This window comes from Kitasatospora sp. NPDC058184 (assembly GCF_042883725.1).
In the GTDB taxonomy this organism is placed as follows: Bacteria; Actinomycetota; Actinomycetes; order Streptomycetales; family Streptomycetaceae; genus Kitasatospora.
On the sequence record NZ_JBHVVE010000007.1, the window covers coordinates 109,372 to 126,962 of the forward strand.

The window sequence follows — 17,591 nt, forward strand, 5'->3', positions numbered from 1 at the left end:
AGTTCGCGCTCGACGTGAACGGGAAGTCCGGTGAAGTGAACGGGAAATCCGGTGGAGCGAACGAAAAGCGGGGCGGGGCGGAGTGGAGGGTGGGCGGCGTCGGGGCAGCGCCGGTCAGCCTGCCGGCACGGTAGTAGGTCTGTACATGACATGCATCGACGTGCGGTCGGGCAGCGCTGCTCCTCTCGCGACAGGAGGAAGGACTCGGGGTGCCGACCGCGCGGCGCGGCAGGACGGGGTGAGGGTCGGGTCTTCGGGGGTGCTTGAGTGGTCGCCGTTCAGCGGCTCACTGATCAGCGGCACACTGTGGAATTCTGGCCGACGCGCTCGGCTCCTGCCGGTCGGGCTGCCGGCTACTTCCGCTGCTGAGAATTCCGCAGCGCGGGTATGTTCATCCGCCCTCGGGGTGCGGAGAGATGTGTCGACTACGCGTTCATCGATTCAAGGATCGCGTATTTCGACGGCCGGATGAAGCGCTGGCGGGATTTGATCGACAAAGTGTCCGATTCGATCTCCTCGATGCAACAGATGTACGAATGTGTGATGGGTGCCGCCGTCGGGTAGAGGTCGACGGAAATCGAATGACCTGGGGAAGGGCCGACTGCCGGTACCATGCGCGCCGGGCGGGGTGGACAGCGGATGAGCGATCAATGCAAGCTGACCGCATGGCAGTTGAGAATCTTGATGCATCGTCAGCCAGTGCCGACAGCTCCTTAGTGAGGTCCCTCCCGCGGCGCCGTGCGCTCGGCCGGGAGCTCCCGGGCGGGCCCGCATGACCGCCACCGTGGTCGAGTCGGCCCGCCGGCCGGGGCTGGCGCTCGGCGTGCTGGCCGGGGCGTTCGCCCTGGACGTGAGCGGTCTCGGCGTGCTCAACGCCGCCCTGCCGTCCGTCGGAGAGCGCTTCGACCTGGGGGAGACCACGCTCCAGTGGGTGATGACCGCCTACGCCGTCACCTTCGCCGGCTTCCTGCTGGTGGGCGGCCGGCTCGCCGACGTCCTCGGGCGGCGGCGGGTGTTCGAGGTCGGCGTCGCCCTGTTCACCGTGTCCGCGCTGGTCGGGGCGGTGGCCCCGAACACCGTGACGCTGCTGGGCGCGCGCGCCGTCCAGGGCATCGGCGCCGCCCTGTCGGGGCCGGCCGCGCTGGGCCTGCTCACCGCGCTCTTCCCGGTCGGCCCGGCCCGCAACCGGGCGATCAGCGTGTACACGGCCGTCGGCGCCGTGAGCTTCAGCGGCGGAGTGCTGCTGGGCGGCGTCCTGACCCAGTTCTTCGGCTGGCGTTCGGTGCTCTGGTTCTCGGTGCTGATCGGGGTCGGCGTGCTGGCCGCGACCCGCGTCGGACTGCCCGACGGCGCCGGGCACCGCGGCCGGCTGGACCTGCCCGGCGCGATCACCGGCACCCTCGGCCTCACCCTGCTCGTGGTCGGCGTGAGCAGCAGCGGCGCGACGGCGTGGACCGTCCTGGCCGCCGCGGCGGTCTCCCTGGTGCTGTTCGTCGTCCGGGAGCACCGCACCGCCGACCCGGTGCTCCCGCTCGGCCTCTTCCGGATCGCCTCGGTGCGGGACGCGAGCCTGTCGGCGTTCCTCCAGTACACGGGCTCGATCGGGATGCTGTTCTTCGCCCCGCTGTACCTCCAGGGGATGCTGCACTACTCGCCCTCCGAGTCCGGCCTGGCGCTGGTGCCGATGTCCCTGGCGGTGTTCCTCACCGCCAACTTCGTCACCGGCCGGCTGCTGGCCACGTACTCCCCGCGGACGCTGATGGCCGTCGGCCTGGTCCTGATCGGCGTCGGCACCGGGCTGTGGCTGGGCACGCCGCAGGACGGGAACTACGTGCTGCACGTGCTGCCCGGTCTGGTGGTCAGCGGCATCGGCCAGGGGCTGAACTTCCCCTCGATGACCACGGCCGGGCTCTCCGGCGTCCCGGAGCAGCAGCACGCCGTCGCGGGCGCGGTGAACGTCGTGACGCAGCAGATCGGCGCCAGCGCGGGTGTCGCGGTGATGGTCCTGGTCGCGGGGACCAGCTCGGACCAGCTCGGCGGCTACCACCTCGCCTACGTCGCCGCCGCCGTCGCCTGCGTGCTGGGCGCGGCCGTCATCGCGGTGCGGCGGAAGGCCTGAGGGGTCCCGCCCGGTCGAGGGTCGGAACGGTTCGCCGAGAGGCGGCCCCGGGGTGCGCGCCGCACACGGGGCCGCCTCTCGACCGCTCAGGCGTTCGCGTCCGTGGAGGAGCGCACCACCAGCTGCGGCGCGAAGCGCTCCACCCGCTCCGACCGTTCACGGGCCGGGGACTGAAGGAGGGTCAGGGCGCGCTCGGCCATGGCGGTGAGCGGATGGCGGATCGAGGTGATGGGCGGGTCGAGGAGTTCGAGCATCTCGGTGTCGTCGAAGCCGGTGACGGCGATCCGGCCGGGGACGGGGATCGCCGAGCGCTGCAGGGTGCTGACCAGCCCGACCGCGAGGACGTCCGCCCCGCAGACCACGGCGTCGATCCCGGCGTGCTGTTCGGCGATCCGGCGGCCCGCGGTGCGCCCGGCGTCGGTGGTGAAGCTGGGCAGCAGGACGGTGGTGGCGTCGGCGCCGCGGGCCCCGGTGAAGGCGGCGAGGCGCTCCGCGCCGGAGGAGGACGCCTGGTCGGCGGCGACCAGGGCGATCCGGTGGCGGCCGAGGCCTTCGAGGTGGTCGAGGAGCAGCCGCATCGCGGCGGTGTTGTCGAGGGTGACGGCCACGGTGCCGGAGCCGGTGGCCCAGCGGTCGAACAGGACGACCGGGGTGCGCTGGGCGGCGGCCCGGACGGCGGGGCCGGACGCGCCGGCGGAGACCGGGACGACGAGCAGCCCGTCGACCCGGCCGCCGAGCAGGGTCTCGATCTGCTCGGCCTCGACGGCGGTGTCGTTGGCGGCGTCGGAGACCACCAACTGCCCGCCGGCGGCGCGGACTTGCTGGGCGAGGGCGTCGGCGAGCTGGACGAAGTACGGGTTGGCGAGCGAGGGGACGACCACGCCGATGGTGCCCGTGGTGCCGGTGCGCAGCGCCCGGGCGGAGTGGTTGGTGCGGTAGCCGAGGTGCCGGGCGGCCTCCTCGACGCGGCGGGCGAGTTCGGGGTCGACGTTGCGCTGGGTGCCGGCCAGGACGCGTGAGGCGGTCGCGCGGGAGACACCGGCGGCCGCGGCCACGTCGAGGAGTCGGGGCGCTGTCACGTGGGGCGGTCCTTCGCGGTCGGGAACGGGCTCGGCTGAGCTCGCGGAATACGCAGCACGAGGGTACTTGACGGTTCCGGGGGCCTGGTCCACAGTGTGGGAGATCGATCTCCCAAGGAGTGCGGATGCCGCCCATCACCGTCGTCGGTTCGATCAACCGCGACCTCGTCCTGACCGTCGAGGACCTGCCGCGACCCGGCGAGACCGTGCTCGCGCGGGGCTTCGTGGAGGGCGTCGGCGGCAAGGGCGCCAACCAGGCCGTCGCGGCGGCCCGGCTCGGCTCGCGGGTGCGGATGGTCGCCCGGGTCGGCCCGGACGCCGACGCCATCCTGCGGGCGCTCGCCGCCGAAGGAGTGGACGTCGGGGCGGTGCGCCCGGCACCGGAGAGCACCACCGGGATCGCCTCGGTGGTGGTCGACCGGGCCGGCGAGAACACCATCGTGGTCAACCCGGGCGCCAACGCCGAACTGTCCGTCGCGGACCTGCCGCAGCGGCTGGCCCGGTCCGCGGGCGAGGTGGTCCTGGTGCAGCACGAGATCACCGCCGAGGTGGTCGCCGCCGCCGTGCTGCGGGCCCGGGAGCAGGGCGGCACCGTCGTCCTCAACCCGGCCCCGGCCCGCCCGGTCGCCCCGGAGGTGCTCGCCGCCGTCGACGTCCTCGTCCCCAACCTCGGCGAACTCGCCGCCCTGCTCGGCGCGGGGCCGCCCGCCGGCCCCGACGGGGCGCGCGAACTGCTGGAGCGGGCCGCCCTGCCCTGCCGGGCGGTCGTGGTGACGCTCGGCGCGGACGGGGCGCTGGTCAAACAGCCCGGCCGTCCCGCCGTGCACCTGCCGGCCCCCGTCGTGGACGCCGTCGACACCGTCGGCGCCGGCGACACCTTCTGCGGAGCCCTCGCCGACTCCCTCGCCCGGGGCGCCGACCTGCTCGCCGCCGCCGAACGAGCCGTCCGCGCGGCCTCGTTGGCCGTCACCGGGCTCGGCGCCCAGTCCGCCATGCCCTCCGCGGCGCAGCTCGACGCGGCCGCCGGCCCCCTCGGCGCACCCGCCCCGCTCCCCGACGCGACCAGCGCGGTCCTCGACGCCCCCGCCGTTCCCGTAGCACCCTGACGGTCCCCGGCCCCCACGCCCGGTCCGCTCAGCACCCCGGTTCCCCCGCACCACCAGTTCAACGGAGAACACCCCATGCGCAACCTCAAGCTCGGACTGTTCGAGAACGCCCAGACCAACGCGAGCGGCACCGCCACCTGGCGCCACCCCGACAGCCGCCGGCACCTGTTCGACACCCTCGGGTACTGGCGCGACATCGCGCGGATCTGCGAGGACGCCAAGCTTGACTTCCTGTTCCTGGCCGACGCCTGGGGCTGGTCGGAGATCGGCGGGGTGCGTCCGCCGATCGCCACCGAGGAGACCCTCGACCTGCCGCGCCTGGACCCGTTCGTGATCGCCTCGGCCCTGCTGGCCAGCACCACCGACCTCGGCCTGGTGGTGACCGGCTCGGTGCTGGTCGAGCCGCCGTACGCCTTCGCCCGCCGACTGGCCACCCTGGACCAGCTCTCCGGCGGCCGGCTCGGCTGGAACATCGTCACCACCGGCACCGCCGACACCGCCGTCAAGGCCTTCGGGATGGACATGGTGGCGCACGACGACCGGTACCGGATGGCCGAGGACTTCCTCGACCTGGTCTACAAGTACTGGGAGGGCTCCTGGGAGCCCGACGCCCTGGAGAAGGACAAGGCCGGCCGCTTCGCTGACCCGGCCAAGGTCCACCTGGTCGAGCACGACGGCCCGTACTTCCGCTCGCAGGGCTACGGCAACACCGCCCGCTCCCCGCAGGGCACCCCGGTGCTGTTCCAGGCCGGCGCCTCCCCGGCCGGGCGCCGCGTCGGCGGGCGGCACGGCGAGTGCATGTTCGTCGGCAGCGGCACCGTCCAACAGCTCGCCGGGCACACCGCGGCGATCCGCGAGGAGGCCGTCCGGGCCGGCCGCGGCGCCGACGAGGTCAAGGTGATGTCGGCCTTCTCCTGCGTGATCGGTGCCACCACCGCGGACGCCGAACGCCGCTGGCAGCGCGTCCTGGACGCCCAGCGCCCGGAGGTCACCGTCGCCAGCTACGCCATGTTCACCGGCCTCGACCTGTCCTCGTACGCGCCGGACACCCCGATGGCTGAGCTGTCCACCGAGATGTCGCAGACCCAGGTCGCCCGGTTCGCCGACAAGACCGTCGGCGACGTGCTCGCCGACTGGCACACCCACGGCGTCGGCGCCCGCCCGGTGGTCGGCACCGCCGAGGAGATCGCCGACGAGATCTGCGCCCTGGCGGAGGGCGCCGACCTGGACGGCTTCCTGCTCTCGCCGACCGTCCAGCCCGCCTCCACCGTCGAGTTCGTCGAGTCGGTGCTGCCGATCCTGCGCGCCCGCGGCGTCTTCCGCGGCGAGTACGCGCAGGGCGAGTCGCTGCGCGAGCGGCTGACCGGCGCGTCCGACCGGGCGCTGCCGGCCAGCCACCCGGCCGCGCGGTACCGGCACTGACCCCCCGCACCGGCGACGAGAGGACGGCGACGACCATGGTCACTCCCGCCCACCACCCGACCGCGGCCGCGGCGACCGCCGCGGAGCAGCCGAACAGTACGGAGCTGGACGGCGCGGCGCTGCGCCAGGCGTTCGGGGCCTACCCCACCGGGGTGGTCGCGCTCGGCGCGTTGCGCGACGGCGAACCGGTCGGGCTCGCGGTCAGCTCCTTCGTGTCGATCTCGCTGGAGCCGCCGATGGTCGCGGTCAGCGTGGCCCGCACCTCCACCACCTGGCCCCGGCTGACGGAGGCTCCGGAGCTGGGGCTGAGCGTGCTCAGCCGCGGCCAGGGCGCGCTCTGCCGGCGGCTCGCCTCCCGCGCGGGCGACCGCTTCGACGGCACCGGCTGGCAGGCCACGCCGGGCGGCGCGGTGCTGATCCACGACGCGGCGCTCTGGCTGACCGCCCGGATGCACGCGGTGTACGACGGCGGCGACCACGAGATCGTCCTGCTGGAACTGCTCACCGTCGAGCTGTTCCCTGGAGTGGAGCCGCTGGTCTTCCACACCAGCCAGTTCCGTGAGCTCACCCCCCATGGCTGACACCCCGACGGCCCCCCTGTCCGGCACCGTGGTGCACGGTGCCGGCCGGGGGAGGGGGCTGGGCTTCCCCACCGCCAACATCGCCCCCGACCCCGGCACACCCGCCCCGCCGCCCGCGATCTACAGCGGCTGGCTGGCCCGCCGTGCGAGCGGCACCGTGCACCGCGCGACGATCAGCGTCGGCACCAACCCCACCTTCTGCGACACCTCCGAGATCCACACCGAGGTGTACTGCCACGACACCCCGGGCGACCTGTACGGCGAGCGCGTCGAGCTCTGGTTCGTCGCCCGGATCCGGGGCACCGAGCGGTTCGCCTCCGTCGACGAGCTGCTGCTCGCCGCCCGGGAGGACGTCCGCCGCTCCGAGGCCCTGCTGGACTCCGAGCACGGACGGCACGTGCTCGCCGTCCTCTCCTGAAGCGCCTCTCCTGAAGCGTCCTCTCCGGAACCGTTCTCTCCTGAACCGTTCTCTCCTGAACCGTTCTCTTCTGAACCGTTCTCTTCTGATCCGCCCGCACCACCTCTTCGCACCGTCCTTCACCTGCCCGGCGCGCGCCCCAGCTTCCCCCGCGACCCCGCGTCCCGCGCCACGAGCCCGGTCGGCCCCGCACCCCCCGCTTCGGCGGGGCCGACCGCCCCTTCCCCCACCTCGCTCCGCACGAACAAAGGTGTGAGTCATGAGCGCGTTCCACTGGTTGAACGAGCAGTTCGACTTCTTCGGCCTCCCCGTCTACTGGTCCGACTTCCTGGGCAACATCCTGGCGCTCGCCACCGTCTGGCTCGCCCTGCGGCGCTCGCTGGTGGCCTGGCCGGTGCAGATCCTCGGCTCGGTGCTGCTGCTGATCGCCAGCCTGAACGTGCACCTCGGCGGCAACGCCGCCCGGCAGATCGTCATCATCGTCTCGGCCTCCTGGGGCTGGGCGACCTGGAAGCGCAGCCGCGAGCAGGAAGGCACCATCAACGTCCGCTGGGCGTCGTGGCAGGAACGCGCCGTGCTGGCGGCCGCGATGGTGGCGGGGACGGCCGCGTTCGGCGCGGTGCTGAAGGGGACGGACGCCTCGTTCTACCCCGGGGCGCCGTGGTGGATGGTCCTCGCGGACGCCTGGATCTTCGTCGGCTCGATCCTCGCCATGTACAGCCAGGCCCGCCGCTACGTGGAGTTCTGGTTCGTCTGGCTGGCCGTCGACCTGGTGGGCGTGCCGCTCGCGGTCCACTCCGAGCTGTACTTCTCCGGCATCGTCTACGGGATCTTCTTCGTGATGGTGGTGCTCGGCATCCGCGACTGGGCGTCCCGCAGCAGGCCGCAGGAGATCGCCTCGCCGCTGGAGCCCGCCGTCCTGGTCGAGGGCCGGGACGAAGGCCGCGCGGGTGAAGGCGCCAACTCCCGGGTCACCAAGACCAACTGATGGTTCGTCATGAACCTGTACGCGACTGCCCGGCCCGGGCCGCACCCCGCGAGGTGCGACCCGGGCCGGGCAGTCGACGGTCAGGCGCCGGCGGAGGCCAGGCGGGCGTGGCGGCGGGCGGTCGCCTCGGCCGGGTCCAGGACCGGGACGGCGGCCAACAGGCCCTTGGTGTAGGCGTGCTGGGGGGAGTCGTACACCGTGTCGGCGTCGCCCTGTTCCACGATCCGCCCGGCCCGCATCACCGCGACCCGGTCGCTCACCTGCCGGACCACGGCGAGGTCGTGGGCGATGAAGACCAGCGCGAGGCCGAGGTCGCGCTGCAACTCGCCCAGCAGCTCGACCACCTGGGCCTGGGTGGTGACGTCCAGCGCGGAGACCGGTTCGTCGCAGACGATCAGCCGCGGTCGGGGTGCCAGCGCGCGGGCGATGCCGACCCGCTGCCGCTGCCCGCCGGAGAACTCGTGCGGGTAGCGGTGGTACCAGTCGGCGTCGAGCCCCACGCGTTCGAGGAGTTCGCCGACCCGGCTGCGGATGCGGCGCTCGTCGCTCTCCCCGGCGATGCGCAGCGGGTCGGCGATGGACTCGCCGATGCTGCGACGCGGGTTGAGCGAGGACACCGGGTCCTGGAAGACCATCTGCAACTCCTGCCGGATCGGGCGCAGTTCCTTCTCTCCGAGCGCTCCGATGTCCCGGCCGCGGTAGTGCAGCCGGCCGCCGGTCGGCTCCAGCAGCCGGACGAGCATCCGCCCGAGCGTGGTCTTCCCGGAGCCGGACTCGCCGACCACGCCCAGCGTCTCGCCGGCCCGTACGGTGAGCGAGACGCCGTCCACGGCGGTCACCGGTCCGGTGCGCCGGGTGAGGCCGCCGCGGGTGGCGAACTCCCGGCGCAGGTCGACGGCTTCGAGCAGCACGTCATCCCCGACGGGCCCGGTCGACCCGGCTGACCGGGCCGCCTCGGCCGGCTCGGCGGGCGCGTCGACCCGGGGCACCGCCGACAGCAGCGCGCGGGTGTACGGCTCGCGCGGAGCGCCGAGCACCTCGGCGACCGGCCCGTGCTCCACGGCCCGGCCGTCCTTCATCACCAGCACCCGGTCGACGCTCCCGGCGACCACGCCCAGGTCGTGGGTGACCAGGACCAGCCCGGCCCCGGTCTCGGCCCGCAACTCGTGCAGCAGGTCCAGGATCTGGGCCTGGACGGTGACGTCCAGCGCGGTCGTCGGCTCGTCGGCGACCAGCAGCCGCGGCTCGCAGGCCAGGGCCATCGCGATCAGCACCCGCTGGCGCATGCCGCCGCTGAACTCGTGCGGACGCGACCGCGAGCGCCGCGCCGCGTCGGCGATGCCCACGCGGTCGAGCACCTCGACGGCCCGGGCCCGGGCGGCCCGGCGGGAGACGTCCCGGTGCACCCGTACGACCTCGGCGATCTGGTCGCCCACCGCGTAGTACGGGTCGAGGGCGGAGAGCGGGTCCTGGAACACCATGGCGGCCAACCCGCCGCGCAGGCGCCGGAGTTCGTCGCCCTCGGCGGTGACGGCGTCGACCCCGGCGACCCGCACCGAGCCGCCGATCCGGGCGCCGGTGCCGCGGTGCAGGCCGAGCAGCCCGTAGGCGACGGTGCTCTTGCCGGAGCCGGACTCGCCGACGATGCCGAGCGCCTGCCCGGCCTCCAGGGTGAAGCCCACGCCGTCGACGGCGCGGACGTGGCCGTCGCCGACCGGGAAGTCGACGACCAGGTCCCGGACGTCGACCAGGGCCTCGCCCCGGGCTCCGGCGGCCAGGGGTTCGGAGCCCCGGGGCTCGGGGCTCAGGGGTTCGGGGCCCCGGGGCTCGGGGCTCAGGGTTCCGGCGCTCACGTCAGGACCACCCTTCGGTCGGTCACCGCGTAGAGCACGTCCGCGATGACGTTGGCGAGGACCACGAAGAACCCGGTGACGAGGGTGAGGCCGACGACGGTCGGCAGGTCGATCAGGCCCACCGAGGTGACCAGCAGCTTGCCGAGCCCCGGGAGGCCGAAGAGCGACTCGGTCAGCACGGCGGACCCGAACATCGTCCCGAGGTCGATGGCGGTCAGCGCGATCACCGGGGTGAGCGCGCCGCGCAGCGCGTGCCTGGTCACCAGGTGCCGCTCGCTGACGCCGTACGCCCGGAAGGTCCGGATGTGGTCGTCGGCGAGGGTCTCCAGCATGGAGGAGCGGGTCAGCCGGGCGTACTTCGCGGACTCGATGAGCGCGAGCGAGACCCAGGGCAGCAGCAGTCCCCAGAACCACTGCTGCGGGTCCTCGGTGAGGGGCACGTAGCTCGGGAACGGCAGCCACTGGAGCTGGGCGCACAGGACGATGAGCAGCACCAGGCCGATGACGAAGACCGGGATGGAGCTGCCGGCCAGCGTCAGCGCGGTCAGCAGCCGCTCGCTGAGCCGGCCCCGGCGCAGCGCGGAGACCAGCCCGGTGCCGACCCCGAGGACCAGCCAGAGCACCATCGCGCCGAGCGCCAGCGAGGCCGTCACCGGGAGCCGGGCGGTGATCATGTCGGTGACCTGCTCGCCGCTGCGGTAGGAGATGCCCAGGCAGGGCGCCTGGCAGTGCAGCAGGCCCGTCCCGGCGCTGAAGTCGCGGCCGGCGACGACGCCCTGGAGGAAGTGGGCGTACTGGAGGTAGACGGGCGCGTCGAGGCCGAGCCGTTCGCGCACCTGGGCGACCTGGGCGGGGCTGCACTTCTCGCCGCAGGCGAGCTGGGCCGGGTCGCCGGGGGCGATGTAGAAGACCGCGTAGACGACCAGGGAGAGGACGAGCAGGACGCCGAGCATGCCGACGGCCTTGCGGAGCAGGAAGCGGGTCATGCGGTGGCCTCCTCGGAGGGGCCCCGGCCCGTGCTCGACGGACCGGCGCTCGACGGAACGGCACCCGAGGGGCCGGCCTTCGACGGACCGGAGCCGCCGCGCGCCGTACCGACCCGCAGCCGGGAGGCCGCACGGGGGTCGAGCTCGGTGCGGACGGCGTCGCCGAGCACGGTGAAGGCGAGCACGGTGGTGAACAGCAGCGCGGAGGGGAGCAGCACGTACATCGGGTCTGCGCGGAACCAGGTGGTCGCCCCGGAGAGCATCTGGCCCCACGAGGAGGTCGGCGGCTTGACGCCCACCCCGAGGAAGGACAGCCCGGCCTCGGCGACCACGTTGGACGGCAGCAGCACCGCCGCGTAGGTGATGACCGGCGCGGCCAGGGACGGCAGCAGCTCCCGGCGGGCGATCCGCCACCGGGTGGCGCCGGCGAGCCGGGCCGCGGCCACGTAGTCGAGCTGCCGGAGGCTGAGCGTCTGCGCCCGGACCACCCGTGCGGTGCCGGCCCAGCCCAGCAGCCCGATGACCAGGGTCAGCAGCAGCGGGCGGGGGAAGCCGGGGGGCACGACCGCCATCAGCGAGATGGCGAAGACCAGCGTGGGCAGCGCGAGCATCACCTCGGTGGTGTTGCCGATCAGCTGGTCGAGCCACCGGTTGCCGAGGCCCGCGGCGAGGCCGAGCAGGACGCCGATCGCGACCTGGACGAGGGTGGCGCCGACGGCGACGAGCAGCGAGATCCGGGCGCCGTGCACCAGTCGGGCGAACACGTCCCGCCCGGTGCCGGGTTCGACGCCGAGCCAGTGCTCGGCGCTGACGCCGCCGAAGGAGCCGGTGGGCACCCCGCCGGCCGCCGAGTCGAGCAGGTCGTTGTGGTAACTGGTGGGGTCCTGGCCCTCGATCGCGCTGAGCAGCGGTGCCGCCGCGGCGATCAGGACGAGCAGGACGATGACGAGGCCGGCGGTGAGGGCGGCGCGCCGCGCGAGCAGCCGCCGCCACACCTGTGGTCCCCCGGCGGCCGGGGAGGCCGCGGGGGCCTCCCCGGCTCGGGGTTGCTGTGGAGCCATGGTTGTCCGATCGATCCGTCCGGTCCCGTCCGTTACTTGACCGCGACCTGGGAGATGTCGAGGACGCCGGTCCAGTCGCTGATGACGATGTTGCGGACGTCCTTGCCGGACAGCCGCTTGTAGACGGGGTGGAACAGCGGGACGGTGAGGGCCTGGTCGCCGATCCGCTTGTCCAGGGCGCCCCAGCGCTTGGCGGCCTCGGCGTGGTCGGTGATCTTGTTGATCTGGTCGATCTCGTCGTTCACCGAAGGGTCGTCCAGCTGCGCGGAGTTGAAGTTGTAGCCGTCGGTGACGATCTGCCGGCCGTCGAAGATCGGGGCCAGGAACGGGCCGCCGGACGGCCAGTCGGCGCCCCAGCCGGAGAGGAAGAGGCCGGGCTCGGTGCCGACGGTGTGGATCGTCTTGGAGTACCGGGTGGAGTCCAGGGCCTCCAGCTGGACGGTGATCCCGGCGGCCTTCAGGCCGTCCTGGACGGCGGCGGCCAGGTCCGGGCCGTAGCCCTTGCCGGTGGCACTGGAGTGGGTGAGCGTGATGGTCAGGCCGTCCGGGTAACCGGCCTCCTTCAGCAGCTCCCTGGCCTTCGCCGGGTTGCCCGTGGCACCGGCCGGGAACGGGTCGTACGGCGTGTACCCGAAGGTCTCCTGGGCGGGCAGGTAGGTGGTGGCGGCCTCGGCGAGCGAGGAGCCGCCGGCCGCGTTGACGACCGAGGTGCGGTTGATCGCGTAGGCGACGGCCTGCCGGACCTTGGGGTCGTCGAAGGGCTTGACCTTCGGGTTGAACGCCAGGTAGTTGACGTAGCCGAAGTGGCCGGTGCCGACGCGCGCGGCGAGCGACTTGTCGTCCTTCACCTGGGCGAGCTCGGAGGGGCCGAGGTTGGTGTCGGTGGTGACGGCGGCCGCGTCGGCGCCGGTGCCGGCGGAGAGCCGCTGGTTGATCACCGCCGGGTCGAGCCCGGACTGCACGTCGATGGTGTCCGGGTACGCCTTGCGCTGGTCGTCCGTCGCCGCCGACCAGTTGGGGTTGCGCTTGAGGACGAGGTGGGCGCCGTCGTTCTCGTTCTTGACGACCTGGTAGGGGCCGGAGGAGACGGGGTGCTCCTGGTACTTCGTCCCGGTGTCCTTGGCCTTCGGGACGGGGGCGAACTGCGTCTGGGTGGCGAGGTACGGGAAGTCGCCCTCGGGCTTGTTGAGACGGAAGACGATGGTCTTCTCGTCCGGCGTCTCGATGGCGTCCAGACCGCGCGCGTCCTTGTACGGGCCCTGGTAGTCCGCGGCGCCGACCAGCCAGTCCCTCAGGAACGGTGCGCCGCCCGAGAGTTCGGGGGCGAATGACCTTTCGATGCCGTACTTGATATCGGCCGTGGTGATCGGCGAACCGTCCTCGAACGTCAGGCCGTCCTTGAGGTGGTACGTCCACACCGTCGCGCCCTCCGACGGGGTGCCGGTGTCGGTGGCGAGGTCCGGGACGACCTTGGTGCCGGCCGCGCCGTCGGCCCGGTTGCGGGTGGTGAGGGTGCGGAAGACCAGGGAGGGGACGTTGCCGCCGCCGGAGGTGTAGAGCCGCGCGGGGTCGAACTGGTCCTGCGGGTTCTGGTTGAGGACGGTGAGGGTGCCGCCCTGCTGCGGCGCGGCGTCCTTGCCGGAGCCTCCACCGCCGTCGGCCTTCGGTCCGCACGCCGCCAGCCCGACGACCAGTGCGACGGTGACGGTCGCCGTGGCGAGGCGGCGAGGGGTGAAGGTGGTGGTTCGAGACATCGGAAAGGGGGCCTTTCGCTACCGATGGTGTACGGAGGAAGGCGGGCGACAGTGAGGCCTGGGGAAGTGAGCGGCACCGCGCCCGCAGCAGGGGGCGACGCCCCGACGCGGCGATCACCGCTAAACGCGTCGGGACAGGGCGGATTCAGCGACAGAGATTGTCGGAAACGCAGTGCGCGGCCACGCCGATCAGCGCCAGCTCGATGGCGGCGCACGTGATCGGGTGACGGTCAGACATGCCGAGAAGAATGTATGACGATAAGGAGGATGTCAAAAAGCCCGACCACCATTCGGACAACACGTGAACACCGCGAACACCGGGGGCACCGGGAACACCACGAGCACCGCGAACACCGGGAATGTCCGCGACGTATCGGTGGGATGGCCGATGCGCGCGGGTGGGGGGCGTGGCCGGTTCCCCTTTCGCCGTCGACGCCCCCACCCGGGCCCGCTGCCCTCGGCTCGAGGACGCCGACGGCCCTGCCGCGCCCGCCGCCGCGCCCCGGCCGATCAGATCTCGGAGCGGGCGGTGGCCGTCAGCGGGGCGAAGGTCTGGCGGAGGTCGACAACGGTGGTCGGGCCCTTCACCCAGGCGAGCGGGGCGTGGTGCACCCGCACCCCGGCCGGCTCCTGGAGCAGCGCCTCCCCGGCCGCGTTCCGCGGCCACTCCACCGACCCGGTGGCGGTGCGGGCGGGGACCAGCCAGTAGTCCCCCCGGGTGTAGGCGCCGCCCGGCCGGAAGTACACCTGGACGCCGTCCTCCAGGTCGAGCCAGGCGCCCTCCGCGAGCTGCAGGGCGCCGCCGGCCAGGGGCAGGGCGTCCCGGCCGCGGGCCTCCCGGTGGTCCCAGCGGCGCAGGAAGGGGTGGAGCTCGGCCAGCCGCCCGACCCCCGGGACCGGCTCGGCGGACAGCCGCACCCGGCGGCCCGGCAGGTCGATCTCCTCCACCTGGAGCAGGTTCGCCGCCTCGTCCCGGCTGACGTACGCGCTGTCCGCGACCTCGACCCGGTCGCCCACCGAGAGGCCGAGCTTGTCGTCGTCGCCCAGCGTGTCCAGGGCGACCCAGACGCCCTCGACCGAGGCGATCGGGAGGACGACCGAGCCGTTCTCCCGGGACCACTTGAAGGTGGCGCCGCCCTCGGCCGAACCGCCGTGGTGGACCTCCACCCGGTACAGCTGGTTCTCCGGGCCCCGGTAGCCGGCCTCGGGGTGCGCCAGGCACGGGTCCTCGCCGGCCCGCTCCGGCCGCCGGGCCCGCGCGGCCAGCCAGGAGGAGGGCCGCTCGCGGGGCTCGGCCCAGGCGTCGAAGGCCTCCAGCACCCGGGACGGACCGCCGTCCGGCACGTTCAACTCCGAGGCGGGAAGGGCCAGTACCTGCCAGACGACCTTGGCCCGGGCCGCCGTGTCGGGCATCGCCGCGCCGAGCGCGACCTCGCGGATCTCCGGGTCCTCCACGGCGGTGACACTGCGCTCCCAGACCTTCAGGTAGACCAGGAACGGGAACGCGTCGGGCAGTCGGTCGCCGGGGCGCTCCTGGTCCCGGTAGGCGTCCGGCTGGTCCCAGTACGTCCAGCCGGCGGGCACCTCCCGGGTCTCGGCGCCCCAGACGCCGTCGTCGGGCACGGCGGTGCCGGGCCCGGGTCGGTCGGCCTCGCACAGGACGCCGTCCACGTAGTACCGGCCGCCGCCGATGGTGAGGTCGTCCAGGTCGTGGTTGCCCGGCAGGTAGCCGATCGCGAACCCGGCCGCGCCGGCGGGCCCGCCGCGCCGGCCGATCAGGTCGGTGGCGAGCGTGCGCAGCTGGTGGCGCTCGATCGCGGCCTGCTCGTTGGCGTCGGCGTCGAGCTGGACCCGGCCCTGCTGGGTCAGCACCGCGGAGTAGTGCCTGCCGGGCCGGAAGGTCAGGCGCGAGAAGTCTGCGTGCACGGGGTCCCTCTCACAGTCAACGGTATTTAGCTGGTTGGGAGTTGCTCAGGGTCGGTCAGGTGGCGAAGAAGAGGCCGGCGTCGGTGCCGGCCGGGGTGTACTCGGCCAGCCGCGCCCGCAGGTTGTCCTCGCGCTGGGGCTGGAACAGGTCGTGGAAGGCGCCCAGTTCGGAGCGGTCCTCGGCGCCGCGGGTGATCTCCGGCGCGCAACCGGCGGCCGGCCGGCCGTAGCCGGGCGTGCCGTACCGGAGGCTGGTGAAGAGCGGGCGCACCCGCTGGGCCTCGGTCTCGCGCAGCCGCTCGGCCCGCGCCGGGTCCAGCTCGCCGCGCTCGACCAGCTCGGTCACCGCCGAGCGCACCCGGTCGGGCTGGCACTCGTACCGGCGGGGGGTGCGCGAGCCCGGGGGCACGTAGCAGAACCGCAGGCAGCCGAGCGAGCGGCGGGCCACCCGCATCCGGCCGGTGAAGACGCTGTCCTCGGCGATCCGCACCGCGTGGGTGTGCACCTCGCCGACCACCGTGGAGCGGTGCGCGTGCAGCACCGCGTAGGCGTGCTCGCAGTCGGGCCCGGAGAGCGCCGGGCGGTCCGGGCCGGTGGCGTCCAGGATGCTGTCGGCCAGGTGGATCTCCAGCGGGTCGTCGTCCACCTCGTCGCCGACGACCTGGATCGTGCCCAGGACGCTGCGCTCGATCCGCACGCAGGCCGTGGTGTGGTCCAGCACCAGGCTGGGCTCCTGCGGCGCGTGCGGCTCGCAGTGCGGCTCCAGGGACCAGCCCGGCACCAGGGTGCAGTGCCGCAGCGTGACGGAGGCGAGCGGCCCGGTGACGTTGACCCCGCGACCGGTGACCAGCAGGCCGTCCAGGACGAGCCGCCCGCCCGCGCAGGTGCCCCGGACGTTGAGCGCGTCCGGCCGGTTGCTGTACCAGTCGAGCAGCCGGATCACCGGCCGGGTGCCCTCGGCGGCGCGCAGTTCGAGCCGGTCGTCGGCCTCCAGGTCGAAGTCCAACTGCTCCTGGTAGGCGCCGCTGTGGGTGATCTCGATGACGGCGGAGCCGCCCGCGGTGCCGTCCCGCTGGTCGGCGCGCCACTGCTCGTACGCGTCGTTGATCCGCTCGAACGGCCGGCCGGGGCCGACCTGGTAGAGCGCCCGGTGCCGGGACTCCGGGCGGTCGCGCGGGTACTCGCCGCCGCCGGTGTCGTCGCCGAACGCGTAGTGGTAGTCGACCCAGACGCCGCGGCGCGGGGCGGAGCGGGCGCCGAAGGCGATCCGGCCGAGCAGCGGGTCGACGGCGACCTGGCCGCGCTTGGGCCGGTAGGTCCAGTCGGTCAGGTCGGCCACCACGATCTCGGCGGGCGGGACGGGCTCCTGGGAGCCGTCGCGCCAGATGGCGAAGCTCTTGCCGGGCCCGTAGTAGTCGGCCGTGCGCTCGGCCAGCTGTCGGCGCCGGATCGGGGCCGGCACGGTGTCGGCCGTCGCGGGGTGCGCGCCGGCCGGCCCCGGCTCGGGCCGGGTGACCAGCGGGGCGTCGTTGCCGAGGACGGAGAAGGTGAAGAGGTTCCTGGCCCGGTCGACGCAGTAGGCCGGCGCCCGGGTCACCGGGTACGGCTTCAGCCGCCACACGTACAGGGCGACGCCGGCCGGCGTGTAGCCGCCCTGGCGGCGCGGCGAGGCGGCCCGGCGGACGTCGACGGTGTGCGCCTGGCCGTCGAAGGGCCCGCCGAGCAGGTCCAGCGCCGCGCCGCGCCGGACGTCGACCAGCCGGCCCCGGCCCAGCCGCTGCCGGTCGGCCGGCTCCTCGTCCGGGCGCAGCAGCCGCACCGGCTGGGTGCCGGCGAGCAGCCGGGAGAGCTCCACGGCGCGGGCCGGCCAGTCGGCGACCGAGGCGGACAGCTCCTCCAGCAGGGCGAGGGTGCCCTTGCGGCGGCGGTTGGCGACCGTGTTCGCGACGTCCTGGCGGGGCGCCAGCCGGGCGGCGAGCCGGTCGCGGGCCGCGATCCGCTCGGCGGAGGCCTCGCCGTGCAGGCCGGTGGCGAGCACCTCCTCGTAGCCGGGCAGGATCCGGTAGCCGACCAGGTCGCCGAGGTAGGCGACGGCCCAGTCGGCGGCGGTCTCCACGAACCAGTCCTGGTAGCCCTGGTCGACGCCGTCGCGGACGACGTCCACCTGTTCGGCGATGACGGCCAGCAGGGCGCGCAGCGGCTCGCCCGCGTCGGCGTCCCGCAGCCGGTGCCACTGGGGCAGCAGCTCCAGCAGCCCGTCCGGGTCCCTGGTCATGCCCACCTCCGATGGATGCGCTG

Annotated in this window: 14 protein-coding genes; 6 read left to right on the forward strand and 8 right to left on the reverse strand. The window is 73.8% G+C overall.

Going from position 1 to position 17,591, the window contains the following annotated elements; all coding sequences use genetic code 11:
• The first annotated feature begins 772 nt into the window (after positions 1–772).
• Positions 773–2,119 carry an MFS transporter gene (locus tag ACFVXH_RS15550; RefSeq protein WP_387823734.1) on the forward strand — a complete coding sequence of 449 codons (1,347 nt, stop codon included), beginning with the start codon at positions 773–775 and terminating at the stop codon, positions 2,117–2,119.
• Positions 2,120–2,205: 86 nt separating this feature from the next.
• On the opposite strand, the gene ACFVXH_RS15555 is transcribed toward ACFVXH_RS15550, so the two are convergent.
• Positions 2,206–3,198 carry a LacI family DNA-binding transcriptional regulator gene (locus ACFVXH_RS15555; protein WP_387823737.1) on the reverse strand — a complete coding sequence of 331 codons (993 nt, stop codon included), beginning with the start codon at positions 3,196–3,198 and terminating at the stop codon, positions 2,206–2,208.
• A 125-nt stretch (positions 3,199–3,323) separates the two neighbouring features.
• Between ACFVXH_RS15555 and ACFVXH_RS15560 the strand changes: the two genes are divergently transcribed.
• The 5 genes from ACFVXH_RS15560 to ACFVXH_RS15580 all read left to right on the forward strand — a co-directional run bounded on the left by ACFVXH_RS15560 (position 3,324) and on the right by ACFVXH_RS15580 (position 7,713).
• Positions 3,324–4,304: a ribokinase gene (locus tag ACFVXH_RS15560; protein ID WP_387823740.1), complete on the forward strand. Its 981-nt coding sequence runs from the start codon at positions 3,324–3,326 to the stop codon at positions 4,302–4,304.
• 75 nt (positions 4,305–4,379) lie between these two features.
• Positions 4,380–5,726, forward strand: coding sequence for an NtaA/DmoA family FMN-dependent monooxygenase (locus tag ACFVXH_RS15565; protein ID WP_380742858.1), 1,347 nt, complete (start codon positions 4,380–4,382; stop codon positions 5,724–5,726).
• A 35-nt stretch (positions 5,727–5,761) separates the two neighbouring features.
• Entirely contained in the window at positions 5,762–6,307 is a 546-nt protein-coding gene (locus tag ACFVXH_RS15570) for a flavin reductase family protein (RefSeq protein WP_387823744.1), read from the forward strand.
• Positions 6,300–6,725, forward strand: a complete 426-nt coding sequence (locus ACFVXH_RS15575) for a riboflavin kinase (RefSeq protein ID WP_074006036.1) — start codon at positions 6,300–6,302, stop codon at positions 6,723–6,725. Before ACFVXH_RS15570 ends, ACFVXH_RS15575 begins: the two co-directional genes overlap by 8 nt.
• Before the next feature lie 259 nt (positions 6,726–6,984).
• Positions 6,985–7,713 (forward strand): nicotinamide riboside transporter PnuC, encoded by a 729-nt coding sequence (locus ACFVXH_RS15580; protein WP_387823748.1) that lies wholly within the window; start codon positions 6,985–6,987, stop codon positions 7,711–7,713.
• Between the two features lie 80 nt (positions 7,714–7,793).
• Here the strand turns inward: ACFVXH_RS15580 and ACFVXH_RS15585 are convergent, their stop codons facing one another.
• From ACFVXH_RS15585 to ACFVXH_RS15615, 7 genes are all read right to left on the reverse strand, one after another.
• Positions 7,794–9,491 (reverse strand): ABC transporter ATP-binding protein, encoded by a 1,698-nt coding sequence (locus ACFVXH_RS15585; protein WP_387824253.1) that lies wholly within the window; start codon positions 9,489–9,491, stop codon positions 7,794–7,796.
• A 71-nt stretch (positions 9,492–9,562) separates the two neighbouring features.
• On the reverse strand, positions 9,563–10,552 hold the full coding sequence (locus ACFVXH_RS15590) for an ABC transporter permease (protein WP_049651523.1): 990 nt from the start codon (positions 10,550–10,552) through the stop codon (positions 9,563–9,565).
• Positions 10,549–11,613, reverse strand: a complete 1,065-nt coding sequence (locus tag ACFVXH_RS15595) for an ABC transporter permease (RefSeq protein WP_387823752.1) — start codon at positions 11,611–11,613, stop codon at positions 10,549–10,551. Before ACFVXH_RS15595 ends, ACFVXH_RS15590 begins: the two co-directional genes overlap by 4 nt.
• 32 nt (positions 11,614–11,645) lie before the next feature.
• A complete protein-coding gene (locus ACFVXH_RS15600; protein ID WP_117486741.1) occupies positions 11,646–13,367 on the reverse strand; it encodes an ABC transporter substrate-binding protein in 1,722 nt (573 codons plus the stop codon).
• Positions 13,368–13,512: 145 nt separating this feature from the next.
• The gene (locus ACFVXH_RS15605) at positions 13,513–13,605 is read right to left on the reverse strand and encodes an Ms4533A family Cys-rich leader peptide (RefSeq protein WP_310593099.1); all 93 of its coding nucleotides are present in this window, start codon (positions 13,603–13,605) and stop codon (positions 13,513–13,515) included.
• A 272-nt stretch (positions 13,606–13,877) separates the two neighbouring features.
• A complete protein-coding gene (locus tag ACFVXH_RS15610; RefSeq protein WP_387823756.1) occupies positions 13,878–15,293 on the reverse strand; it encodes a DUF6519 domain-containing protein in 1,416 nt (471 codons plus the stop codon).
• A 55-nt stretch (positions 15,294–15,348) separates the two neighbouring features.
• Positions 15,349–17,568 (reverse strand): hypothetical protein, encoded by a 2,220-nt coding sequence (locus ACFVXH_RS15615; RefSeq protein WP_387823758.1) that lies wholly within the window; start codon positions 17,566–17,568, stop codon positions 15,349–15,351.
• Between the last annotated feature and the right edge of the window lie 23 nt (positions 17,569–17,591).